Origin of the sequence: Rhizobium ecuadorense, from assembly GCF_001187535.1 — a bacterium.
In the GTDB taxonomy this organism is placed as follows: domain Bacteria; phylum Pseudomonadota; class Alphaproteobacteria; order Rhizobiales; family Rhizobiaceae; genus Rhizobium; species Rhizobium ecuadorense.
Window position 1 is genome coordinate 83,721 of the sequence record NZ_LFIO01000064.1, and the last position, 22,487, is coordinate 106,207.

General features: G+C 57.7%; 19 protein-coding genes and 1 pseudogene. 7 read left to right on the forward strand and 13 right to left on the reverse strand.

Going from position 1 to position 22,487, the window contains the following annotated elements; translation table 11 throughout:
* Window positions 1-412 precede the first annotated feature (412 nt).
* Complete coding sequence (locus AF337_RS02945) at window positions 413-712, reverse strand: YciI family protein (RefSeq protein ID WP_049730987.1); 300 nt, start codon at window positions 710-712, stop codon at window positions 413-415.
* 255 nt (window positions 713-967) lie between these two features.
* Here AF337_RS02945 and AF337_RS39520 point away from each other — a divergent pair.
* Window positions 968-1,177: pseudogene (locus tag AF337_RS39520) on the forward strand (SDR family NAD(P)-dependent oxidoreductase); the annotation flags it as partial.
* A 73-nt stretch (window positions 1,178-1,250) separates the two neighbouring features.
* Here AF337_RS39520 and AF337_RS41655 read toward each other — a convergent pair.
* From AF337_RS41655 to AF337_RS02965, 4 genes are all read right to left on the reverse strand, one after another.
* Window positions 1,251-1,817, reverse strand: a complete 567-nt coding sequence (locus tag AF337_RS41655; RefSeq protein WP_049730988.1) for a hypothetical protein — start codon at window positions 1,815-1,817, stop codon at window positions 1,251-1,253.
* 32 nt (window positions 1,818-1,849) lie between these two features.
* On the reverse strand, window positions 1,850-2,347 hold the full coding sequence (locus AF337_RS41660) for a hypothetical protein (protein ID WP_152970872.1): 498 nt from the start codon (window positions 2,345-2,347) through the stop codon (window positions 1,850-1,852).
* Window positions 2,348-2,537: 190 nt separating this feature from the next.
* On the reverse strand, window positions 2,538-2,945 hold the full coding sequence (locus tag AF337_RS02960) for a hypothetical protein (protein ID WP_049730990.1): 408 nt from the start codon (window positions 2,943-2,945) through the stop codon (window positions 2,538-2,540).
* A gap of 158 nt (window positions 2,946-3,103) precedes the next feature.
* Entirely contained in the window at window positions 3,104-3,802 is a 699-nt protein-coding gene (locus AF337_RS02965; protein ID WP_049731010.1) for a RibD family protein, read from the reverse strand.
* A gap of 92 nt (window positions 3,803-3,894) precedes the next feature.
* Here AF337_RS02965 and AF337_RS41665 point away from each other — a divergent pair, with 92 nt between their 5' ends.
* Both AF337_RS41665 and AF337_RS02970 read left to right on the forward strand, forming a co-directional pair.
* Window positions 3,895-4,176 carry a hypothetical protein gene (locus AF337_RS41665; protein WP_152970873.1) on the forward strand — a complete coding sequence of 94 codons (282 nt, stop codon included), beginning with the start codon at window positions 3,895-3,897 and terminating at the stop codon, window positions 4,174-4,176.
* A gap of 175 nt (window positions 4,177-4,351) precedes the next feature.
* Complete coding sequence (locus tag AF337_RS02970) at window positions 4,352-6,889, forward strand: methyl-accepting chemotaxis protein (protein WP_063844303.1); 2,538 nt, start codon at window positions 4,352-4,354, stop codon at window positions 6,887-6,889.
* Between the two features lie 367 nt (window positions 6,890-7,256).
* Here the strand turns inward: AF337_RS02970 and AF337_RS02975 are convergent, their stop codons facing one another.
* From AF337_RS02975 to AF337_RS02990, 4 genes are read right to left on the reverse strand one after another with little or no spacing between them, the layout of a single operon-like run.
* The gene (locus tag AF337_RS02975; protein ID WP_049730992.1) at window positions 7,257-8,684 is read right to left on the reverse strand and encodes an L-arabinose isomerase family protein; all 1,428 of its coding nucleotides are present in this window, start codon (window positions 8,682-8,684) and stop codon (window positions 7,257-7,259) included.
* Between the two features lie 30 nt (window positions 8,685-8,714).
* Window positions 8,715-9,719, reverse strand: a complete 1,005-nt coding sequence (locus tag AF337_RS02980; protein WP_049730993.1) for an ABC transporter permease — start codon at window positions 9,717-9,719, stop codon at window positions 8,715-8,717.
* Window positions 9,716-11,281 carry a sugar ABC transporter ATP-binding protein gene (locus AF337_RS02985; protein ID WP_049730994.1) on the reverse strand — a complete coding sequence of 522 codons (1,566 nt, stop codon included), beginning with the start codon at window positions 11,279-11,281 and terminating at the stop codon, window positions 9,716-9,718. The genes AF337_RS02980 and AF337_RS02985 overlap by 4 nt, the downstream gene beginning before the upstream one ends.
* 27 nt (window positions 11,282-11,308) lie before the next feature.
* Window positions 11,309-12,478, reverse strand: coding sequence for a sugar ABC transporter substrate-binding protein (locus tag AF337_RS02990; RefSeq protein WP_049730995.1), 1,170 nt, complete (start codon window positions 12,476-12,478; stop codon window positions 11,309-11,311).
* A 213-nt stretch (window positions 12,479-12,691) separates the two neighbouring features.
* Here AF337_RS02990 and AF337_RS02995 point away from each other — a divergent pair, with 213 nt between their 5' ends.
* Window positions 12,692-13,537, forward strand: a complete 846-nt coding sequence (locus tag AF337_RS02995; protein WP_244471166.1) for a helix-turn-helix transcriptional regulator — start codon at window positions 12,692-12,694, stop codon at window positions 13,535-13,537.
* Window positions 13,538-13,901: 364 nt separating this feature from the next.
* Here AF337_RS02995 and AF337_RS03005 read toward each other — a convergent pair whose 3' ends face one another.
* Genes AF337_RS03005 through AF337_RS03015 form a run of 3 tightly spaced genes read right to left on the reverse strand, consistent with a single transcriptional unit; the run spans window position 13,902 to window position 16,980 of the window.
* Complete coding sequence (locus tag AF337_RS03005) at window positions 13,902-14,276, reverse strand: c-type cytochrome (RefSeq protein WP_049730998.1); 375 nt, start codon at window positions 14,274-14,276, stop codon at window positions 13,902-13,904.
* Window positions 14,273-16,519, reverse strand: coding sequence for a xanthine dehydrogenase family protein molybdopterin-binding subunit (locus tag AF337_RS03010; RefSeq protein ID WP_049730999.1), 2,247 nt, complete (start codon window positions 16,517-16,519; stop codon window positions 14,273-14,275). Before AF337_RS03010 ends, AF337_RS03005 begins: the two co-directional genes overlap by 4 nt.
* Window positions 16,520-16,533: 14 nt before the next feature.
* Window positions 16,534-16,980 (reverse strand): (2Fe-2S)-binding protein, encoded by a 447-nt coding sequence (locus AF337_RS03015; protein ID WP_049731000.1) that lies wholly within the window; start codon window positions 16,978-16,980, stop codon window positions 16,534-16,536.
* 725 nt (window positions 16,981-17,705) lie between these two features.
* Here AF337_RS03015 and AF337_RS03020 point away from each other — a divergent pair.
* The 3 genes from AF337_RS03020 to AF337_RS03030 all read left to right on the forward strand — a co-directional run bounded on the left by AF337_RS03020 (window position 17,706) and on the right by AF337_RS03030 (window position 21,084).
* Window positions 17,706-19,652 carry a methyl-accepting chemotaxis protein gene (locus tag AF337_RS03020; protein WP_049731011.1) on the forward strand — a complete coding sequence of 649 codons (1,947 nt, stop codon included), beginning with the start codon at window positions 17,706-17,708 and terminating at the stop codon, window positions 19,650-19,652.
* A gap of 113 nt (window positions 19,653-19,765) precedes the next feature.
* Window positions 19,766-20,737 (forward strand): sugar ABC transporter substrate-binding protein, encoded by a 972-nt coding sequence (locus tag AF337_RS03025; RefSeq protein ID WP_049731001.1) that lies wholly within the window; start codon window positions 19,766-19,768, stop codon window positions 20,735-20,737.
* A gap of 140 nt (window positions 20,738-20,877) precedes the next feature.
* Window positions 20,878-21,084, forward strand: a complete 207-nt coding sequence (locus AF337_RS03030) for a hypothetical protein (protein WP_049731002.1) — start codon at window positions 20,878-20,880, stop codon at window positions 21,082-21,084.
* A 92-nt stretch (window positions 21,085-21,176) separates the two neighbouring features.
* On the opposite strand, the gene AF337_RS41670 is transcribed toward AF337_RS03030, so the two are convergent.
* The gene (locus AF337_RS41670) at window positions 21,177-22,037 is read right to left on the reverse strand and encodes a hypothetical protein (RefSeq protein ID WP_152970874.1); all 861 of its coding nucleotides are present in this window, start codon (window positions 22,035-22,037) and stop codon (window positions 21,177-21,179) included.
* Window positions 22,038-22,487: the final 450 nt, after the last annotated feature.

Here is a 22,487-nt window from a genome sequence, read left to right on the forward strand (position 1 = left end):
CGGTCAGCCAGACCGGACGCAACACAGTGTAGTCCAAGGAAGGCTCAGGAGTTCGCGCGATTTCGTGATCTACTATCGGAATGGTCGGGTCCCGCAGCCAGGTATTGTCATCCTGGGAACGGTGACCGGCGACATGTCCATTTTCGATCGCCCCGGCGCCATCACGGTCAACGTTGAGGCAGCCAAATGACCACTGGCGAACATGACGGAGTGAAACGTTGGCTGAACGACGATTAGCGTTCGCTTGTCAGTCGACAAATGCGTTCGGGCTCAAGGAAAACCCGGCCTTTGCGGGTATATTCTATGGCGTCATTCAGCCACAGCGCCCCGATCAAGTCGTGGGCACCGTGGCCTTAGTCGCCAATCCATTGCGACACCGCATGCTGTGAATCCGGCACACGGCAAATGCCATTTAGGCCGGCACGCGCTTATGGTCAAAAATAAATTTCTTCCACCGACGCACCGTGTACTTGCTGAAAATGCCATTCAGAAAAAAAGGATCGTTTTCAATGTAATCGATCGCTTCCTGTCGAACGTTGGTATCCAGCAGAATGAGACCACCGTTGGGAAAGTCGTCGTCGTCCGGAAAAAAGCCCCCACTTGCGATAATGCGATGCTCGTTCTGCATGATGTAGTCCAGATGAATGGGCCTGACCTGTTTTTTCCGTTCTACAACACCCTCATCGTCAACGAACGTTATCGCGTAGGCCATATGCACCTCCTTGCTGACCGTGATAAAATGGGACGATCAAGGCGCAAGATTTACATGAACCCGCAACCGGTATCCCTTTCCTCGTTCATTTAACTTCGTCGCCGCCCTGTCGCAATGCTGACGAGATGAGCGGCTATAAGCTGGAGTTATCGCGCGATATTGCGCCAGTGCAAATAATCTTGATGCGATCGACTATCTCCGAGCCAACGTAACCTGCCGTGCTTGGCAACTGAATGTTTATCGACATTGGCGCGCGTGATGAAGCCGGCTGACGCGGGCTCTGCTGTTAAAGCGGCACTCGAGCGTTTCGGACGCATCGACGTGTCAGTCAACAACGCGACAAGCTTCCTTGCAGCATATTTCGAAGAACTGACACCGGCCCAGGTCGACTTGCAGCTTGCCAGCGGCCTTACGGGTCCCATGAGCGCGACCCGTGCAGTGCTGCCGGTCATGCGCAAGCAGGGATTTTGTAGCGAGCACCGCCCACGGATGTCACTGCAGGCCAAGACCCTCGCCCGTAGCTTTAGATCAGCCCCTATCAGGCCACGAACCGTGAAAGCATCTCTCGAAGACTTGCGTTTTCGTCAACGAGATGCGCGACCAACAATCGCTTGAGCTCTTGGTTCTCCTTGTCGAGAAGATCCAATTCATCGCGAAACTTACGCTCAGGCCCCTCAGAATGTGTTGGCAGCGTCGCTCTCTCGCGCCGCTCGGCAACTACCTTTCTCAGACGTTTTTTCACTCCTGTCGATCGCTTCAGGGAGGGTTCACCTTTCAAAGACTGCGTGGGAGCTTTGACACCCTCGTCCTGGCCCGCCACCTCGCGTTGTCGCGTCGCTACCGAGGCCTCGGGAACTTGTTCGCCATTCACTCGCTCGTTTGACAGACGCGGATGGTGCGTGGGCACACCCTCGTCTTGAGGGCTGTCCTGTTCGTCCGAACTCTGCAAGACGATAGACGGCGCGAAAAGATGCGGCGCATCATATTCCGCCTCCCGCGCCAGCGCCTTGAGGTCCGTGTTGCCCCAGATAGAATCTGGTTGCACCGGCGACCGCCGGCGGCCCGATTTGAATTCAACAACAAATTTCCGCTGCTGTGGTTTCATGTATGTTCCGTATTGGAGATCGTTTGCGGACGTCAGGATGCATCGAATCGCTCGAGCATCCTTTTAAGCTGAAGATTTTGCAAATAAAGCTTTTCTGCCAATTGCCCTCTCAATCGGGTAATCTCCTCGTCAAGCGCACTGATCTCCTCGTGCAGGGCCCGGTTCGCATTGGTCGCCGGTCCGGCTTGCTGTCTTCTGGCGGCCGTGACGCTCTTCATGCTTGAGGGCGAGTTTTTCCGTCCAGACTTTGCGACAGGCTTCCGCGGCGACCTTTCGACCGCTTTGTTCACTGGCGTGACGGAAACGGCATCAGCAGGCGATGGATCGTGCCGATCGGGATTGGATGATTGCAAGACGGTGGACATGATGTCGCCATTGCCAGCCTCCTCAGGAGGCATCTTGTCATGATGGCGATCAAGCTGTTGAGCGTCGCGCACATCCGCTGGCGGCGTTGCGTGCGGGCCGGAGGTGAACGTCGCAATGGGCCCGTTCGTATCATCTTCGACAGGCGCGGGGGACGCAGGGGACATATCCGCTCGCCGCCCTCGAGACGTCAGCTCGGTCAGAAATTTCCATGGCGATTTCATACGACACGACCTTGATCAATCCGCATCAGGTGCGTGGGCAATTTTACGCGGCTCTTGCACGCCGCTGGTGCTATGCCCTGGTCGAAAATGCAAATCGGGGTCGATCTCACGATCTCCCCGATGTCGAAAGCAATCAGTCAAGGCCCAATCGTTTGCGCAAATCGGCGTTTTCGCCGCGCAGCTTCTCGGCCAACAGATTCCGCAGCCGCTTATTTTCTTCTTCAAGCTGGAGGAGATCAGCCATCTCGTCGAGGGCTGCAACAGGTGATGGCGTCGCCTTGACTGCCCGGCCTGCAGATCGAGCAGCTGCCTTCGGGGCACTTTTGTCCGGAGCCGAAGCGGGTTCGAGGTCGCCGGTGTCCTTGTTGCGCTTGCGTCGAGTTCTCGGCAATTTGCCAGATTTTGCACTGTCAGATGTCGTTGCATCTGCCGCGGCTTTCTGAGGCCGTGGAGCCCGGCTCTTTTTGACCACAGACGGTTCAAGTGGCGTATTCGCAGCAGCAACCTCAGGAATAGGCGCCGTATTTTCCTCATTAGCCATCGGGATCTCCTCTGTAGCCGACCGTTGTTTTCGTCCGAGTGGAAGCAAGAGTCAATGCGCGCCCAGACAGCGCGGGACCTCCGTCCGCTCTTCTTCCAAAACCGTATTGCGGACGGCGATGACCAATCAGGAACCGCGTGACCACCATGTGCCCATTGTCAGTTTTGGCGAATGGAATATCGCAGATGGACGGCGCCGTGGCCCAACGGGTCGCACGATAAGAGTGACAGCTCGACCTTGCCCGCCAGCCCTTCCGTGCCAAAGGCGATGACCCGGTCGCTGCCATTTCTTGCTTCAAGGGCCGGAGCAACGATCAGGCTGAGCTCATCGACCAGACCAGCCGCCATCAGGGAACCATTGATGTTGGCCCCGCCTTCCAGCAAAATACGTGTGATACCGAGTTCTGCGTGCAGAAGCTCGAGCATCACGCCGACGTCGATGTCCTGGGTGTCCGAAACGATATACGAAACGCCGTCACTGGAAAGTTCGGCTAGATGACTGTCGGGAACGTTGGAACCGAGCAACACTTCCACGTGATCGCCATAGAGCTCGTCATTGGAAAAATGCAGCTTGCCGCCCGGATCAAGCGCGATGGCAAAGCTCGACGCGCCGGGACGGGCAAAATACGCGGGACGCTTAACGTCGAGTGTCTGCGACGGCGGATGCGCTGTTGCCTTTGAGATTTCGGCCATTGTGACGCGGCCGACCATCCATGCGTTCGCCGCGTGCTCGGCGTGAACCTTCTCGTAGAGGGACGACCAGTCGGATCTGGTTCCATCGGGACTCGTTGTCCAACGACTGGGATGAAGGCTGCCATCCGGCGACGTCATCATCAGGCAAATCACTTGCGGTCTCATGAAGTGCATTCCAATTCTTTTGAGTTTCCCCTTGGAGATATAGCACCCTCCACCCTTTGGCCAAGCCTGCAAACCTGAAGAGGGTTGCGCCCTTGACCAAACTTACCCTGGTTGTCGGCTTCGCGCAGAAACGAAGGTCTCGGCAACGTTCAGGCGCTGGCGAAAGGAACATGCGGCTAGCCAATCGCTTGAAGGTCCCTAATTTCGATAAAGATATTGGCATCGTTGAAAATGCGAACGCTCAGCATGCAATTCTCTGTCTTTTTGCCCTCTGGAGGCGTTGCTTTGACCGGCTTCCGACGAGCGCATTATATGATGGTGATGCCACCACGTTTGCCGAAGTTTCGCAGAACCGAATCACGACAGAAGCCTGAATATTAGCAATAGAAAAACTTTGCCAAATGGCCCGCCGAGCGTGCCCTTATAATCTCGATTTATATGATGCCTTTGAATGACCACCCGCGACAAGCAACGGTTAACGACCCTTGCGCACGATAAGCCAAGTATCGATGTGACGCGTCTGCAGGCCAGTCACCGGGGGAGCGGAAAATGAAAATAGACCAATTACTGGCGCGTTTCAGAATTCAGACGAAAGTCTTGATATTCATCGTGCCGTTCATCGTAAGTATAGTTGCTGTCGGCATAACCGGTCTTTACGCGACCGGCACCCTGCGTGGACGCATGACTGTTTCGAATAACATCGTCCAATCTCTGACCGGCTTCAAAGAGGTATCGGAAGCGATGAACGACTTCCTGGCCAACGCAACGGTCGAACGACGAGATCTGGCAGCACAAAAGCTCAACGAACAGATTGCTGCTCTCTCGGACGCGCTGTCAGATCTGAAACATGGCGCAGTTGGCCGGGATACGATCGAAGCCTCCCTTGCAACCTCGCAAAACATTGCAGAGAGCATCAAACAGCTCTGGAGCGAGCAAGAGCGCAAGACTGCCGTCGTCGCGCAGCTGCGTAACCAACTCGACGACATCGCGACCTTGCAGAAGAAGATCGGTGCCGGAACGGAGACGCTGGTTGCGCAATTCACCCGCAAGGAGTTTGATACAAAACTTGTCCTGCGCCAGGCAAACATTGTCGCAAAGGCGGCCGGGTTTATCGACACTACGGTCTCAGCGTTTCAGATCCGTCCGGATGCAGGCGCCAAACTCGACTATCTCACATCCCAGATGGCCGACTTGCGCGACCAGCAACACGCCATGGTCGATAGTCTTTCGAACCAGCCCGCCCTCAGCAAGTCACTGTCGGCAACGATCGACACCCTATCGCAAATCATTGACGTCGGTGACAGATCGGCCGCAGCCGCCGATTCGATTTCCGCTGCCGTCGAGGGCCTGGCGGTCGTATCCGCTGACCTAGCACGGGAGTCGACCACAAAGATGGCTGACGCCGGCGCCAGGTTCGCTGAACTGGATGGCCCAATCAAAAAAATCACCGTCACGATGGATCGCAGTCGCAAATTGCTTGATAGCGGTTATATCGTGCAGACGACGGCAACGCCCTTCATCCTGGCGCCGACCACAGAGAATGCCGCCCAGCTCTCGATGGCGATGCGAAGCCACGAGAAGAGCGTGCAGAGCCTGGTGGCGGTCGCCGCCAACCTTGGCGCGGTTGCCGATCTCGCAAAGCAGATCGGCGCAACGGTCGGCGCGATGAAGACCACCACCGCGGAGCTTGTTCAAATCGAAACCGAGCGCCAGGAGCGCTTCTCAAACGCAGCCGCAAGTATCAACAGCGTCTGGGAAAACCTCACCCGTTTTGCCGCTATCCAAGAACGCGCTGCCGCATCCGAAGGCAGCAATGCTAACTCGGTCTCGGCGGTGGCAACAGCGCTCGGCGTTGTCGTCGCGGCTATCGCCGGGATTGGCCTCGTCCTGACCTTCCGCGGCCCCATCCGCGCCATTACAAACGCAATGAGGCGGCTTGCCGATGGGTCGCTTGAGACCGAAATTGTCGGCGTATCGCGTGCCGATGAGCTTGGCGAAATGGCACGGGCGCTTGGCATCTTCAAGCAAAACGCAATTCAAAAAGCCGCGATTGAACGGCTGTCGGAGAACCAGCGCGTGCAGGCGGAGGAAGAACGCCAGCACAATGACCTTCAAAGATCGCAGGTCGAGCAACAGATTGCTTTTGCCGTCGATGCCTTGGCGAAGGGCATGGAACGGCTGTCGAAAGGCGACATCTCGCAGACCATCGATACGCCCCTTTACGGAAGGCTTGAGCAACTGCGCGTCGACTTCAATGATTCTGTGGCACGCCTCAACAGCACGATGGTGCAGATTCATGCCAATACCTACTCAATACAGCTGAGTTTGCGCGATCTGTCGGGCTCTGCCGGCCAGCTCGCAAAGCGCACTGAACAGCAAGCGGCCGCGCTTGAGGAGACAGCCGCGGCGGTTGAAGAGGTCACGACGGCCGTTAAGTCAGCATCGCAAAAGGCGCAAGAGGCTAATAGCGTTGTAATCGAAGCCGAGGGCTCTGCCGACGCCTCGTCTCAGACGGTCGACGAAGCAGTGGCGGCCATGGCGCGTATCGAGGATGCATCGGCGATGATCGCGCAGATCATCGGCGTCATTGACGAGATCGCATTCCAGACCAATCTGCTCGCCTTGAACGCGGGAATTGAGGCCGCACGTGCCGGCGACGCCGGAAAGGGCTTTGCCGTTGTCGCACATGAGGTTCGCGAGCTGGCGCAACGTTCCGCGGAGGCGGCGACACAGATCAAGCAACTGATTGACACGTCGTCGCGTGAGGTATCAAGCGGCGCGCAGCTGGTGCATAAAACAGGGGCCGTAATGAATCAGATTTCTCAGAAGGTACATTTGGCGTCGTCACTGGTTGAGATGATCGCGATGGCCAGCCGGGAGCAGTCGGCCGGGTTGGATCACATCAACGCGTCGGTGGCCAGCATGGACAAGATGACGCAAAGGAATGCAGCGATGGTTGAAGAGACAACGGCGGCAACGACACAACTGGCCGGCGAAGCCGACGATCTGGTGTCGCTTGTCGGGCAGTTCAAGCTTCAGGCCGTCAACACGGCCTCCCCCGAACATCTGAAAATGGCGGCGGCCTAGCCACGCGCCCGCTTTGGCCGGTCGGCATGTTGTGCACACATGGCAACGCCGACAACCCGTTTTGCATTGAAGATCGCCCGAATACTAGACGTGAGAGTGGACCCTGGCGCCGAGGGTCCTGTCAGTTCAATGCGGCCAGATGTAATGTCTGACAGAGGTATGGAAATCCACCACATTGACTACCTCGATCGAGATTGACTGGATGTCGAGCGCAAATGACACTTGGCGTCCGTCTTCAGTTAACTGGACGCCATCGTCACAGTCTACGACAAGTGGCGGTTCGCTGGCCTTTCGGACTTCGTTGCAAACAGCTTCGAGAAAAAAGGGCTGTAAAATTCAACGGCGGATAAGTTCCAACTTCTGCCGATCAGCAGACTTTAACGACCTCAAGGTCAAGCAATTTCCCAAGCTTTTCGATGCGTCCGGCGATATGCCCAACGCCGACTGCGCAGTGGTGGGCTGGCCCTTGAGCATTCCAAGCCTCGACGAACCGCCGGGCACCAAGCGGGAATTGATACCGGCTGTTGGTATTGCCGATTTCGAGGATCGGGCCGGCGATGGAAGCACCTTCGGCGCAGAGCAGCTTGATCTTGCCGGCACTCTCGACAACCGAAAGCAGCGTCACGGGTCCATGCCTGACCGACATCTCGACGCTGACGCCGGAGCCGACCTTGCCGTGGAAAACCTGCAGGGGGCGGATCTTGGTGCGCCCCTCTGCAATTCCGGTATGCCCCGGCCCGTCATGCCCCATCAGCACGACGTCCGCGGCGAAATCCATCGCATAATATTCCGTGAACGAGCCGCCGACACCGAAGCTATCCATGATCTTCATCGCTTGAGCGTTCTTGATCTCGTACTCGCCTGCGACCGGCACCCCGTCGGCCGTCAGCATTGAGCAACCGACGATGACCGAGGTGATGATATCCTCGTAGTCGTGGCCGGGCTGGGATTCGTAATAGTAGGCGAGCGACCCGAGCGATTTCTTGGTCACCAACCTTCGAAGCGCCACGGCCGTCTTTGCCGCCCGCACTAGTTCCTTCGGGTCGCAATCCGGCTGGACATCGAATTCGGTCTCAATCGTCGCCAGACAGGCGGAGACATCCGCCTCGCTCACCTCACTGCGGATGCGCGCCAGTTCGTCGATTTCCAAAACTTCGATATGGGTGCCAAAGGCCGCGGCCTGGGCAGTCAGATCCGAATAGATATCGAGCATGCCATTGTAATAGCGGCCCATGACGCCGAGCCGGTTGTGCGCCATGACGTGCGCGACGCGCGCCGCCTCGATCCAGTCGTTGATCTCCTCCTCGACGATCGGATCGCCGGTAAGAACGCCGGTCACCTGATGAAAGCTGATGTCTGCCCGATGGAAGACATTGGCGATTTCGGGGACGGGGCAGGCAGAGCAGTGCGCCAGCCAGTCACCGGTCATCGCGGTGCGATCGCCAAGGGCGTTGAAGGTGGCATAGTCGATGGCCGCGGTCGGCTGCAGATTGAGGATGATCACCGGAACCTTGACGCGACGGACCACCGGCAGAACGGTCGACGACAGGGCATAGGTGGTGATGTAAAGAAAGATGATGTCGACATCGGCCTGACGAAACTGATGGCCGGCCTCGAGCGCCTTTTCGGGCGTATCGATCAGCCCGAGGTTAACAACCTCCACGTCTGGGCGCGCAAGCTTTGCCTCGACGGTATCGACATAGCCGCGCAACCGGGCTTCCAAACCTTTGAATTGCGGCCAATAGGCCTCCAGACCGATGCCGAAAAGGCCGGCCTTCAAGGGGCGTTCAGACATTCTATTTCTCCGATGCAATAGTGAATAGTGTCAGCTCTGCAGGCGCACGCGCAGCTGATCGAGACCGACAGCCATCAAGAGCACGACGCCACGGGTTACGTCCTGCCAGAAGGAGGACACGTTCATCAGCGTCAGGCCGTTGTTTAGTGTGCCAAGGATCAAAACGGCAATCAGTGTGCCCCAGACACTGCCGCGTCCGCCAAACAGGCTGGTACCGCCAAGGATGATGGCAGCAATGATGGTGAGCAGGTGCTGCCCTGCGGCATTCGGTGCTGCGGCGCCGAGCATCGCGGCAAGGATGATTCCAGCCGCAGCCCCTGAAAGTCCGGAGACGATATACAGCACCATCTGGGTCCGCTCGACCGGCACGCCGAGCAGGCTGCTGGCCTCCGGATTGCCGCCGGTCGCATAGACGAAACGTCCGAACGGTGTCTTCGACAGGATCAGCCACAACACGACAAATACGAACAGCATCAGGATGATCGGAAACGGGATGCCGAAGAGGCGGCCGGATCCGAGCCAATTGAAGGCCGGAACGAAGAGCGGCTTCGACAGGCCGCCGGTCATGACCATAGAGAGACCGGAAAAGATGCTCATCGTTCCGAGCGTGGCTATGAGCGGGTTCAGCTTCAGCCGGGTGACGATGAAACCGTTGAGCACGCCGACCGCGCAGCCGATGACAAGCGCCGTGAGACAGCCAGCCCAGATATTGATTCCTTTGGCATGCATCAGCGCCACGATGACGCCGGCAAGGCCGGCAACGGCGGCAACAGACAGATCGAGCCCGCCGCCGATGATCAGTGGCGTACCGGCGGCGGCCATCAGGCCGATGAAGGCCATATTGGTGCCGATATTGGACAGGTTGCTCAGCGTCAGGAAGTAGGGCGAGAGAAGCGAGAAAGCGGCCAGAAGCACGAGGTAGAACACCAGGAGGAGCATGATGCCGGCAGCCGGGCGGCCGAGAAGGTCGGTCAGCGAACTTGCCTGCTTCTTCGAAACACCCGGCGCTGCGGGAATGGAGGACGACTTACTCATGCTTTCTCCAGTTCATTCGTATCGCGGACGACGGACTGAAGCTCGGCGGCGCGCATCAGGTCCGTCGCGGTCGCATCCGGTCCAAGCTCGGCCACAACCTTTCCATCTCCCAGAACGAGGCTGCGATCGGCGAGCCCCGCCACCTCTTCCGCGTCGGAGGAGACGATCAGGATCGCCAGTCCCGCTTCCGCCAGACGGCGGATTTCCGCGTAGATCTCGCGCCGGGCGCCAAGATCGACACCGCGTGTCGGTTCTTCGAGGATAAGAAAATTCGGGTTTCCGAGCAGCCAGCGGGCAAGGCAGATCTTCTGCTGATTGCCGCCGGACAGAAGGCGGATCTCCTGATCCGGACCTGATGTCTTGACCCGCAAGGTTTTGATCCAGTCCCTGGTACTTGCGTCTTCGCGCTTCTGATCGACGACGCCGGATCGAGTGAACAGGCTGAGATAGGGCAGCGTGGTGTTGGTGCGCACCGACAGATTGCCGATCAGCCCCTGACGCTTGCGCTCGGCGGCGACAAAGCCGATACCGGCGCGTACGCTCCTTCGCGGCCTGGACAGGCCGATGTCGATATCGTTCAGCCGGACGGCTTTGGCACGCACGGCAGACTCGGCGCCATAGATGGCCCGACCGATCTTCTCAGTGCCAGATCCGATCAGTCCGAAAACGCCAAATACCTCACCGCGCCGCACGGACAGCGAGACATCGTCGAGCCACCCGGGAAGAGACAGGCCCTCGACGGACAGGACCGTCTTTGCACCCGGACGCGCTGCCGATTTGGCCGGATAGAGGTCGCCGAGATCGCTGCCGAGCATCGCCGTCAACACCTCGTCGCGGCTGGTCTTTGCCGTCTTGAACTGGCCACAGACCTCGCCGTCGCGCAACACCACAATCCGGTCGCTGAGCCGGAAGACCTCGTCCAGATAATGCGAAATATAGATGATGGTGACACCCTGCGCTTTCAACGCCTCGATCACCTCGAACAGATTGTCAGCGTCAGCCTCGCCCAGCGATGCCGTCGGCTCGTCCATGATGAGGATCTGCGCCTTGCGGGAAAGCGCGCGGGCGATTTCGACAATGCGCTGCTCGGAGAGCGGCAGCGAGCCCATGCGCCGGCCCGGCGCGACATGATCGAGCCGCAAGCGCTTGAGCAGCGCCTCGGCCTGCCCCTCCATTGCCGGCCGGTCGATCACGGGAATGCCCGCGAACCTGCGCTTCGGCATGGAGCCAAGCGCGATGTTTTCGGCTACCGAGAGATCCGGATGCACTGAAAGCTCTTGCGGCATCAGCCGGATGCCTGCCGCGATCGCATCTTGCGGCGTGGAGATGCTCCTGATCGTGTTGTCGATCCGGATCTGCCCGCTGTCCAATGGGTAGACGCCGGACAGGATTTTCATGAGCGTTGACTTGCCGGCCCCATTGGCACCGAGAAGTGCGACAATCTCGCCTGCGTTGGTCGAAAGCGAGACGTTCTTCAAAACCGTCACGCCGGCAAAGGCTTTGCTGACATTGGCGATCTGGAGCCGCGGATTGCGACTCCCTTCGGTTTTCTCGTCCGTCATGTGACGCTCCCCTTGAGGATATCCCGCTCACTGCTGAGGGAGAATGGCCTCGTAGCCCTTCAGCCAGTCCTGCTTCTTCAAGTCTGCGAGGTAGCTTGCGAATTCCGTTTCCGGAAACACGTAGCCATCCGCCTCGCCGACGCAGGGAAACTCCTTGTAGAACTGGCAGATATTGGCCTTGGTGACCATTTGATGGGTGACGAACGTCGCCTCCGGAACGGGCTTTCCGGCAAGAGCCGAAAGCGCGATCGGGATCAGATAGTTGCCGTAGCTGCCGGGGAACGAACCGGTGGCGGCAACCAGGTTCGGATCTGTGGCAAGTGCCTCGGCCTCATCCGCCCCGTTCCCGACCGCGATTGCCTGGTCGATGCGACCCGCACCCCGCACCGCTTGCAGCATCCCCATCGTCGCCTGGTCGTTGATGGCGATGATGAGGATCGGTACGCCCGGTGGAATACGACCAATGACGTTGTTCATCTGCGCAAAGGATTCTTGCAGGGTGTTCTTGGTATCGATCTCGATGATGTGATCGGCCGGGAAATCCTTGATCAGCGCCAGGAAACCGGCCCGCTGGCCTTCCGTGCGCATCCGCGGGATGACGCCCGATTGCGGCAGGGCGCCGATGACCAGATAGCCGGTCTTGACGACATCGGCGCCGAATTTCTTGCTAGCCGCCGTTGCCAGATAAGACCCACCCATGAAACCTGACTTCGGATTGTTGACGCCGAAGAAGCTTGCATCCGGCATGGGAATGTCGATCGCCGTTACTTTCGTGCCGTCCGCTTTGAAGACGTCCATCACGGTCTGGCCGAAATTGGCATCGGTCTGGAATTCAATGACGTAATCGACCTTGCGCTCGGCAAATGATTTGGCATTGGCGAGTGCCGTTGGCCCGTCGAGGCGGTTATCCGCGATCACGAGTTCGACGCCCGCGGCGTCAGCATTCTGCTGGATACCTTTTTCGACGAGCACGCCGAAGGAAATGTCGCGCTGCAGATTGGCAAAACCGATGCTGTAGGCCTTGCCGTTTTTCGGCGGGGTTACCTTGGCCGCGTCCGCCGCCATCGCCTTCAGATTATCGGTCGATAGCATATTGCCGTCGAATTTCATCGGATCGAATCCGTGGAAATCCTCGGCATAGGCAGCAGAAGCCGCAAGGCACGCGGCAACCACTAGCAGTCTGGCTTGATGTTTCATGTCGTTCTCCTCCCGGCCCCTGCCCTCCCTGGCAGCGGCAACCGCTGATAATCTCAGCAAAGATGGTCAGGTCATTCCAAAACTGACCCTACCGTTCGACGTTAACAGCAAGCATTTCTATTGACACGCATGCATATTCCGCAAAAATGATCTTTTCCATACAAAATGTGATCCTCAGATCTGGCAAAGAAGATGCAAAACTATTTCGTCTACATGCCGGACAACCGGCTTTGCGCTGCCTGGGGCTGCGCGGCCGTTTCCACGGGCTATACAGAAATCGCGCCACATTCCGATTACCCACCGAGCCGACATCCTGACGACCACCATTTCAGCTGGTCGCGTGGCCGTATCCTCACCGCCTATCAGGTCGTGCAGATCAGCGCCGGCAGCGGACGGCTGGAATTCGGGCATGAACGTCGACAGGTCGCAATCACCGAAGGCTCGATTTTCCTGCTCTTTCCTGGGGTCTGGCACCGGTTCGCTCCAGATCGCAGCACCGGATGGGTCGAGCACTGGATCGAATGCCGAGGAAGCGCTTTCGACTTTGCCTGCGATGCCGGTCTGCTGCAACCGGAGCGGCCGGTTCACGCTAGTAGCCCCGACATTGCAGGTGTGTTCGCATCAATCCACGCGCTGGCGCAGGACGATTCCCTGCGCAATCAGCCGCTGATTTCGACCCTCGGCCTTCAGCTGCTGGCACTTCTATGCAGGCCCACCGACATCAACAGCAACCCATTCGGCAGGCTCGTCGATCGTGCGCGGATGATTTTGATGGAACGATGCGGTGAGCCTCTGTCCGTCGAACGGCTCGCCGAGGAACTCGGCGTCAGCTATCCCTATTTCCGGCGTCTGTTTCGCGAGCAGACGGGCATGTCGGCCAAGCAATATCAGATGACCGTCCGGATCCAACGCGCCGGAGACTTATTGGTGAACACTGACAAATCGATCAAGGAGATCGCCGGGCTCCTGGGTTTTCATTCGGCATTTCACTTTTCCACCCAGTTTCGTCAACTGATGGGCACAAGCCCGACGGATTTCCGGGCTGTGAAACTCCGGTAGAGTCATTATGGCTTCCTAACGGTTCGCAACTTTCCGAAAGAAAGCGCAATTTTGCGTCACTCTGCATGGCCCGAGAGCCGCCGCCTCGAAGCTCGCTCCGAGAAACGGTCTAGCAAGCGGGCTTGGAGACCGTAATGCCATCCTTTGGCCAGGGCCCCTCTGGGTTTAGGTTTGGCCGGAATAGTCTTGCCATACTCCTCCCACCTGGTGGTCAGGGCCTTGATCGTCGGACCAAGACCGTCCGCTTCCAGCTCGCGAAGCTGTGCCGCCACCATGTCGGACACGCTGAATCGCTCACTGGGACGGGCGAAAGCGATCCGACGCCCACTGCGGGCAGATTGGTGGTGGCAGCTAGGGTTTTCGCTCAGCGGGTTGCCAGAAATTCGATGATAGCGCCTCGCTCGTCCGCCTTGTTGAAGCGTTGGGTCATGCGGGTGCCAGGAACCATCGCACCCGGGTTGGTGAGAAACGCGTCCAGCGTCTCAGGACTCCAGGTGATTCCGGAATTTCGGAGGGATGGAGAATAGTTAAAGCCTTCAACACTGCCGGCCGCACGACCGACAACACCCTGCAGGTTCGGCCCGACGCCGTTGCGCGGTGTCGCGATCTGATGGCAAGCGCCACACCGCTGTTGGAACAGCTTCTGGCCTAAGCCGGCGTCGGCCTCCTGTGCAATTGAGGCGGAGGCCCCGACGACCGTGACTATGGATGCTATAACCGCAAACTTCAGCTTTCTCATCCATTAACTCCCTTGAAAACCGTCTTGGACATCGGCAGGCTGCGAACACGTTGTCCGGTCAGTACGGCGACGGCGTTTGCTACGGCAGGCGGAACACCCGGCAAACCTGGCTCTCCGATCCCGCCCATTGGCGTGGCACCGCTCTCCACGATCCGCACGTGAACACGCGGCATGCGATCAGGAGTGAGGATCGGATACCCATCGTAGTTGCGGGCCTGCGGAGCGCCGTCGGCATAGACAACCTGTTCCAGCAGTGCTGATGATAGCCCAAGCGCAACAGCCGAAGCGACCTGAGAGTCGATGACTGCGGGGTTTACGATACTGCCGGGATCGATCGCCACCCACACGTCGTGAACGACGACCGCGCCGTCTCGCAACGAGACTTCTGCAATCGTCGCAACCTCGCTGGCGAAAGGCGACGCCATCGCGATACCGCGCGCATGTTCGGTACCATCATCAGCGGTGAATGGTCCGCGCTTCCATCCCCCGGAAAGATCCACCACTGCCTGCAGGAGTGTTTTGTGGCGCGGACTTTCGGCGAGAAGTTTGAGGCGAAGTTCAAACGGATCCTGCTTGCCGGCGTCGGCCATTTCGTCGAAGAATGTTTCGTAGAAGAAGTCGTTCATCGAATGACCAACAGAGCGCCAGAAGCCGATCATCGCGGGATCGTCGATGTGGAACTGACCAACACGCCTGTTCGGGATCGCATAAACCTTTCCAGCGATGCCTTCGACGGTCGAACCGTCCACCTTGTCCGGCTGGCGGCCAAAAAGCCGGCCCACAGGGCCTTCTCCTATGGCGACAGCGCTGATTGCGACCGGATTGCCGTTTGCGTCAAGACCCGCACGGAATTTTGCCGCCGCCATGGGCCTCAGCGTGTCGCGCAGGAATTCCTCTTCCCGGCTCCAGATGAGCTTGACCGGACGACCAGCTGCCTTGGACAGCAAGATGGCCTGTGGGTATGGATTGGATGCCGGATAGAGGAAGTGGCGTCCGAAGAAACCGCCGAGGATCTGGGAATGGACGATGACCTTGTCGGGCGCGATGCCAGCCACCTTGGCGGCGTCGCCCTGGAACATATCCGGCGCTTGGTTCGGGATCCACAGCTCAAGAGTACCATCTTCGTTCCAGCGCACCAATGCCGAGGGTGGCTCGAGCTGTCCATGCACCAGATAAGGTGCGTCATAGGTCGCTTCAATGACGGTCGCAGCACCGCCAAGCGCCGCCGCTGCATCGCCGAACGTCTCAAACGCAACGCCTTCTTCCGAGCAGGCCTTCAGCTTTTCCATATGGGCTTCAGACGAAAAATCTGCGGGCATCGCATGCGCCGTTCCAGCCGCCGGCTCCGACCATGTTACCAGCAGGGCCTCGACCGCACGACGCGCACGCCACCAACTGTCGGCCAAAACCGCAACGGCTCCAGGCAGCTTATGAATAGAGTGTACGCCTGGCATAGCCTGGACTTCGCCTTCGTTCGCAAGAGCGATGGGCTCTCCCCCAAGGCGGGGGCTATGCTGGACAGCGGCAAGTAGCATGCCGTCGACCTTCTGGTCGATTGAGTAGTGAATCTTGCCCGTAGACTTGTCACGCACGTCCAGCCGCGGAATAGATTTACCGATCCAGCGGAAATCGCTGCTCTTTCGCAGCACAACCTCGGTCGGAACGGGGAGAGCAGCAGCAGCCTCGGCAATCTCGCCATAGGGCCTTGCCTGCCCGGAAGCAGCATGGACCACCCGGCCCGGTTCGGTCGTCAATTCGGAAATCGGCACGTTCAATTGCACTGCTGCAGCTTGCAGCAGCATCTGGCGCCCGGTTGCACCCAACTTGCGCATCGCATCGTAGCTCATACGGACCGACATGCTGCCGCCGGTGAAGCGACCACCGCCCGTCAGCAGGTAATCCGGACCGGGAGGTGCACACTCGATGACGAAGTGGGTCGGATCGACGTCGAGTTCTTCGCCTACAATCTGCGCCATGGCCGTGAAAATGCCCTGGCCGCCTTCGATGAAGGCGCTGCGAAACAGCACCGTACTGTCAGGACGGATTTCAAGAAATGCGGAAACGCGCGTGCCTGGCACAATCGCCGGAGCAGCAGCCTGCGCTCTGGCGCGGCCTGCGGGTAAATTGACGCCGAGGATCAGTGCCCCGGCAGTTGCGCCGAGAAAACCGCGGCGGGAGAGATTCAGCGGCCCATCGGTCGGACGCGCGGTGGCGCCAAATTCCGTGGTGGTCATCTCGTTCATGGTGTCTCCCTCACTCAAGCTTGGGCAGCCTGCCGAACGGCAGCAGCGATTGCGTTGTAAGTGCCACACCGACAGAGATTGACCATCGCGCCGGCGATGTCCTCTTCTGTGGGTTGCGGGCTTTGCTTCAGCAGTGCCGTTGCGGTCATGACCTGGCCGGACTGGCAGTAGCCGCATTGGGGTACCTGGTTAGCAACCCAAGCTTCGACGACCTTCTGACCTTCAGCGTCCTCCGCAATCGCCTCGATGGTCATGATAGACGTGCCAACGACGCTATCGACCGGCGTTACGCAGGAACGCGTCGCCTGTCCGTCAACCAAGACCGTGCAGGCTCCGCACTGCGCCAGTCCACATCCGTATTTCGTACCAGTCAGCCCCAATTGTTCGCGCAGAACCCAAAGCAGCGGGGTATCCGCTTCTATGTCGATTTGGTGTTTCGCGCCGTTGATTGTCAGTTCCATGGATCATTCCTCAATTGTCGTGCGGCAGAACATGATGCTGCGGACGGGTATTTTTCGCCTCGAGCCTCAGTGCGCCCATCGAGGTCTTTCGAGTTGACACTTTCAAGCCGTCGCGCCTCCGAGGAGCCTTCGGTTGAGAGCCTGTGTGGTAAAGTGAAATCGATGTTAGCCGAGCAGGGGACGGGGGATTAGGGGGTGACAATCACTTGCCGTAATAAGCTGTGTTCATGAATACGGCTGAACGAGCGCCGGCGGTCGGGGAGTGGGATCGACGCTATGAATGGATCTCGCAATTGTAACAGCGTGCCGCGGCGGCGTCTAAGCTGTATCTTGAGTCGGCCTTTTGCGCTGCATTGCTGCGCCCGAACAATAATTCCGCCCGGTTAGCCGCCGAGGCCGCAAGCGGGTTTATGGCGTTGATGGCGTTCTCGCAATGACGGTGGCAGCGTGTCCGCAGGCTCCATCGAAGCAGAGGTTGTGTCCGTGTCAAGTCCCGTGGGGTAACGTTTTTGCGCCCAAAGGCGCCTCGATATATTCTGAGGTTATACGTGTTTGGCGCCCGGTGGTTTCCGATCCAATACCTATCGAAATTAAATAAAAGGGTAACCTTCAAGGACATAGTTAAGCCAAGGGAAATGTATTCCCGCCGACGCTGCGCGCAGAATGATTTTGCCCTGAGATTTAATTTTGTTCCGCTGGACCGCGATCCGGCGATAGGGGGATCTATGTCTCGTCCGAAAATCAAAACTGCACTCGTTGGCGTGATGATCGCCATCAGCATCCTATTTGGCGGATTTGCGTTGTACTCGGTCAACCGTCTGCAAGTCATCAACAAGTACGTTAGTGATCTTGCTACAAGCTCGATGCATAGCCTTGCTCTCGCAAAGCACATGAGCGACGACATGACCAATCTGCGCACCGTTTCCCGCGACCATATTTTGTCCGCGGACTACGCAGGATGGGAACGAGCAGAAAATAAAATGAAAGAGTTGTCTGCGTCTTTCATCGCACGAACCTCAGCCTATGAAGCGACTTATACAGACCAGACTCAGATCGAGATCACTAAGCAACTCCGAGCGGATTTGCAGAGTTACAACGCGATCGGAGATAGGATCGTCGCGTCCACACGCAAGCGCAAGTACGAAACAGCCAAGCAAGTCCTTTGGTCAGAACTGGCGCCCCTCGGCGAAAAAATGATGACGGACATCAGCAAGCTTGTCGAAATCAGCGAGAGCGGTGCGAAGGATACGTATTCGAACAGCCAGGAGGTCTATAACACCTCCCTGATCATGGCCTTGGTCGCCATAACTCTGTGTGCCGCAGCGATCGGCAGCTCGATATGGTTCGCATTGGCGGGCATCGCCAAGCCGATAGAGAGAATCACCATTTCGATGAAGAAGCTTGCGGAAGGCGATTCGAGTTCTGCGATCCCCTATGATGGACGTACGGATGAGATCGGGGAGATGGCAGCAGCTGTCGAAGTGTTCCGTGCCAACGCTGTTGCCAATCGGCGCCTTGAGCAGGAAGCCCATATGCAGCGGAACCAGACTGAACAAGAACAGCGCGAGGTTGCCGAGGTCGAGCGGATAAAAGCAGACGCTATGGCTCAGGCGACATCTGGTCTGGCCAACGGATTGAAGCACCTTGCCGGCGGCGACCTGACTTTCCAACTCTCTGAACCGTTTGCTTCCGATTTTGAGAGCCTGCGATCCGACTTTAATACGGCGGTGAAACAGCTTGCCGAAGCGCTGGCTTCTGTTGCTCGATCAACGACATCGATTAGCGACGGTACGCGAGAGATCAGTCAAAGTGCAGACGATCTGTCAAGGCGAACCGAACAGCAGGCTGCCTCGCTCGAAGAGACTGCCGCAGCACTCGATCAGATCACCGTAAACGTTACCAATTCTTCCAAACGCGCGGAAGAAGCGCGGACTGTTGCCGCCGAAGCCAACAGAAGCGCGGCTGAATCCGGCAAGGTCGTTGCGGACGCCGTCAATGCCATGCAGAAGATCGAGCAGTCATCGAACCAGATCGCGAATATCATTGGCGTCATTGATGAGATCGCGTTCCAGACGAACTTGCTTGCTTTGAATGCAGGGGTGGAAGCCGCCCGTGCGGGAGATGCAGGCAAGGGCTTTGCAGTTGTCGCACAAGAAGTACGCGAACTGGCGCAGCGCTCAGCGCAAGCCGCAAAAGAGATCAAGGACCTGATTCGCAACTCGAGTCTGGAAGTCAAGAGTGGAGTTGAGCTTGTTAGCGAAACCGGCCATGCGCTCAAGACGATTGGGACTTACATCATCACGATGAACCAGCATATGGACTCTATCGCGACATCCGCGCGTGAGCAGTCCGTCGGACTTGCCGAAGTAAACACGGCGGTGAACCAGATGGACCAAGTGACACAACAGAATGCAGCTATGGTCGAAGAAACAAATGCAGCGGGTGCAACGCTTGCCAATGAGGCCGGACGTTTGCGAGAGCTGGTTAGCCAGTTCCAACTTGGGGGACAAAGCAGTTCGCAGGCGACCCGCAGAAAGCCCGCAGGCCTTACAGTTGCCACTGATCGGCATAGGCCGGTTGTCTCCCCAGTGCGTCGAATGGCCAACTCGGTAGCCAAGGCCTTTGGCGGTGGTCAAGCGGCGACTGCGACCGATAGCTGGGAAGAGTTTTAAGACATGCGGCCTTCCGGCCTCGGAAGCGGACCTATTCGGAAAATAGCACGTCGGTGGAATAGACGGATCGAACGATCCAATGCCCCGACATCACGGCATGTAAGGAAAACGCCATGCGAAATTTGGTGAAATGTTTGAAGTTTGGCGTGGCGGCAAGCATCCTCGTGCTCGCTGCCGGAAAGACCTCGGCTCAGGAGATCACGTTAGGCTACGTTGTCGGAACTCTGGCCAACCAGTATAATGTGGCCACAGCTAAGGGTTTTGAAGACGCAGCAAAGGAGGCGGGTGTGCAGACAGTCGTTCTCGACCCCCAAGGCAGCGTCGAAAAACAGACCAATGCGATTGACCAGTTGTTGGCTCAGAGGGTTGATGGGATCGCGTTCTTACCGCTCGATTCCATTCTCGCCCAGACCTATGTCGACAAGATCGACAACGCCGGCATCCCCGCAATTTCGATAGCCGGGCAAGTCGGTGATCCCACCAAGGTTGACCTCCGCGACGTTTATAGGCGGCTTGTCGCTTTGGTCTCGACGGACGATGTACGCGCAGGCGAAGTTGCAGGCGAACTGGCTGCAACGATGCTTCCGTCCGGGCGCAAAGCAAAGATCGCCGTTGTCGAAGGCGCGCCAGGCTATGCGGTTCTCGAGCTACGCAGCCAGGGCTTCCGGAATGCCCTCGACGCCGCCGCCGCGAACTACGAAATTGTTGCCTCGGAGCCAACCGACTGGACGCCTGAGAAGGGCGAGGAGGTCTGCAAGAACTTCCTGGCCACAACCAGCGACATTGACCTGATTTTCAGTCAGGCTGACGACATGGCAATCGGCTGCGCCCGGGCGATTAACGCTGCGCACTCGAGCGCCAAGCTTGTTGCGACAGGCGGCGGTTCGAAACTCGGCAACGATGCAATCGCCGCTGGTGATATTGATGCGTCTGTCTGTACCCAACCGGCATTTTTGGGCAGGCTTATGTTCCAGGAACTGTTCAAGGCGGCCACCAAAAAGGACACTTTGAAAGCGCGGTTTGTGACCTACGATCTCACCCCAATCACGAAAGATAACCTCGCCGAATGCCCGCCCGAGTGGTGATCGACTTCGGGGTTATTCCCGCCGCGCCAGGTGACGTATCTGGTCCTCAGCACATTCAACACCGCACCTGGCGCGGTTCCGGAATCCCATAGGTCAGAGCGCACCAACATTTTATCAATAATCCCCGGGAGAAGTCTCACATGTCCAATGTCGTCGTTTTTCCGTTCACAACAACGAGGCAAGACGCTCGCGTGGTGGAACTGCAGGGCGTCAGAGATCGCATATACCTAATCGCCGCGCAACTCGACACGGTCTGTGCGGCTCTATCGGAGCAGTCGGTGGGACGAGAGAAATCCGAACTTAGCTTCGGTCTCCACGCAAAAAAGGTTGAAAATGTGCCTTCATGAGTGCGCCACCCCAGGCAATTCGGGAACGTTGGGCCCGTCACGTCGGTGCCTCGCCTCGGGATTTATGCACTTCGCAGGTTTATCCCTCAACGTCAGGCTGATTGCCGGTGGTGGTATTCTGAGGCAGCGTTATCTAAAGCTGGTGCTGGATATGCTCTCGCTGGCGCGTCTGGGTCTAACACCCCCCATTGAGTTTTCTCGTAATTCATCAGTGGTCGTCCCAGCACCGATATGGTGCCAGATTTTTTATCGGGCCAGTACACGCCCACAGGCACGGCGTTTGCGTGCTCATAAATTTTGACGACTTGGATAGGCCCGCCGATTGATGGATGTTCGCCGCTTCGAATGAGATCGCGCAAAACTTCAAGCGGTTCCATGTCGAAAGATCCCTCGGCTAGCTTCAAGCGATCGCGCAAGAGACTGACCAGTTTCGCTTTTGCTGCCTGAACCGGATCGTCGTCACCGGTGTATGCAATCAGCTTTGCAGAACCTGCTGTTTGGCCTCCCCACTCCTTTGCAGGTCTGAAGGTAAATCCATGGATGGATCGATCGTAGTGGAGCGTCCAAACTCGGAACGCTTTGTTTTTCCAAGAGTACCCGGACAACATGAAAAGAGCGTCGGGATCATCCGGAACTTTTTGTCCGTGAGGAAGCCCAGAGATGAACGATCTTGAATGCTTGAACATCCGGATCAGGTGACCCTTGAGATCTTCAAGATCGAGAGCCCGACTGGAAGCAGGAGGATGCATCCGAATGGAATTGTACGCCTGCAGCATCAAAGGATAGGCATCAGATGTGGACCCCGCGAAAGAAAGTATAGCATCAGAGCGCGGAAGAAGCATTATCTTGGGGTTTGCGTCCCAGAATTGGCCACCCGACAGTCGGCTGTCCGATGTAATAACCAACTCTCTCACGCCTCCAACAGTGCGTAACCAAGCTATGCCGAGTGTCAAAGTCGCGCTCCTTACATTGGGCCTGTTGTGATTTCAGCATAGTGGCTCCACCCAACAGCGAATCCGGGTAAGTGATGGCAGTTATCTGACGCGATTTCCAGAAACTGGTTAGGTTCTTTCTAATCGAGGCGCCTGATTTAAGCTCGCCCACCAAAATGCACTGCATCGCGATGTCGAAAAACGACCCTTCATCGGACGCCGAAAACATTTTAGTATTTATCTCTCCTACCCGGGGAAATGAGTGTCTGGAAACTATGTGCGGAAATCAATGTCTGGAGATCGGTGGGGTTTTGCGACTGTTCCCGCGCCTTGAAAGGATCCGAACCGTCGACCACGTCTATTCAGGCGCGGCGTGGCATCTATCGTGAGCGAAGCGGCTGTGCCACATGCGTTATCCGGTGGACAAGGCCGAAGGAACCTCGATCTCAATCAGCAGCCCATCATTCGACC

Excerpts from the sequence above, each read along its gene's own strand:
- AF337_RS41655 (WP_049730988.1), bottom strand. The coding sequence starts at position 1,817 with ATGAAACCACAGCAGCGGAAATTTGTTGTTGAATTCAAATCGGGCCGC.
- AF337_RS02990 (WP_049730995.1), bottom strand. The coding sequence starts at position 12,478 with ATGAAACATCAAGCCAGACTGCTAGTGGTTGCCGCGTGCCTTGCGGCT.
- AF337_RS02995 (WP_244471166.1), top strand. The coding sequence starts at position 12,692 with ATGCCGGACAACCGGCTTTGCGCTGCCTGGGGCTGCGCGGCCGTTTCC.
- AF337_RS03025 (WP_049731001.1), top strand. The coding sequence starts at position 19,766 with ATGCGAAATTTGGTGAAATGTTTGAAGTTTGGCGTGGCGGCAAGCATC.
- AF337_RS02970 (WP_063844303.1), top strand. The coding sequence starts at position 4,352 with ATGAAAATAGACCAATTACTGGCGCGTTTCAGAATTCAGACGAAAGTC.
- AF337_RS02945 (WP_049730987.1), bottom strand. The coding sequence starts at position 712 with ATGGCCTACGCGATAACGTTCGTTGACGATGAGGGTGTTGTAGAACGG.
- AF337_RS02960 (WP_049730990.1), bottom strand. The coding sequence starts at position 2,945 with ATGGCTAATGAGGAAAATACGGCGCCTATTCCTGAGGTTGCTGCTGCG.
- AF337_RS03005 (WP_049730998.1), bottom strand. The coding sequence starts at position 14,276 with ATGAGAAAGCTGAAGTTTGCGGTTATAGCATCCATAGTCACGGTCGTC.
- AF337_RS41660 (WP_152970872.1), bottom strand. The coding sequence starts at position 2,347 with ATGTCCCCTGCGTCCCCCGCGCCTGTCGAAGATGATACGAACGGGCCC.
- AF337_RS02980 (WP_049730993.1), bottom strand. The coding sequence starts at position 9,719 with ATGAGTAAGTCGTCCTCCATTCCCGCAGCGCCGGGTGTTTCGAAGAAG.
- AF337_RS02965 (WP_049731010.1), bottom strand. The coding sequence starts at position 3,802 with ATGAGACCGCAAGTGATTTGCCTGATGATGACGTCGCCGGATGGCAGC.
- AF337_RS03015 (WP_049731000.1), bottom strand. The coding sequence starts at position 16,980 with ATGGAACTGACAATCAACGGCGCGAAACACCAAATCGACATAGAAGCG.
- AF337_RS03010 (WP_049730999.1), bottom strand. The coding sequence starts at position 16,519 with ATGAACGAGATGACCACCACGGAATTTGGCGCCACCGCGCGTCCGACC.
- AF337_RS02975 (WP_049730992.1), bottom strand. The coding sequence starts at position 8,684 with ATGTCTGAACGCCCCTTGAAGGCCGGCCTTTTCGGCATCGGTCTGGAG.
- AF337_RS02985 (WP_049730994.1), bottom strand. The coding sequence starts at position 11,281 with ATGACGGACGAGAAAACCGAAGGGAGTCGCAATCCGCGGCTCCAGATC.
- AF337_RS03030 (WP_049731002.1), top strand. The coding sequence starts at position 20,878 with ATGTCCAATGTCGTCGTTTTTCCGTTCACAACAACGAGGCAAGACGCT.
- AF337_RS03020 (WP_049731011.1), top strand. The coding sequence starts at position 17,706 with ATGTCTCGTCCGAAAATCAAAACTGCACTCGTTGGCGTGATGATCGCC.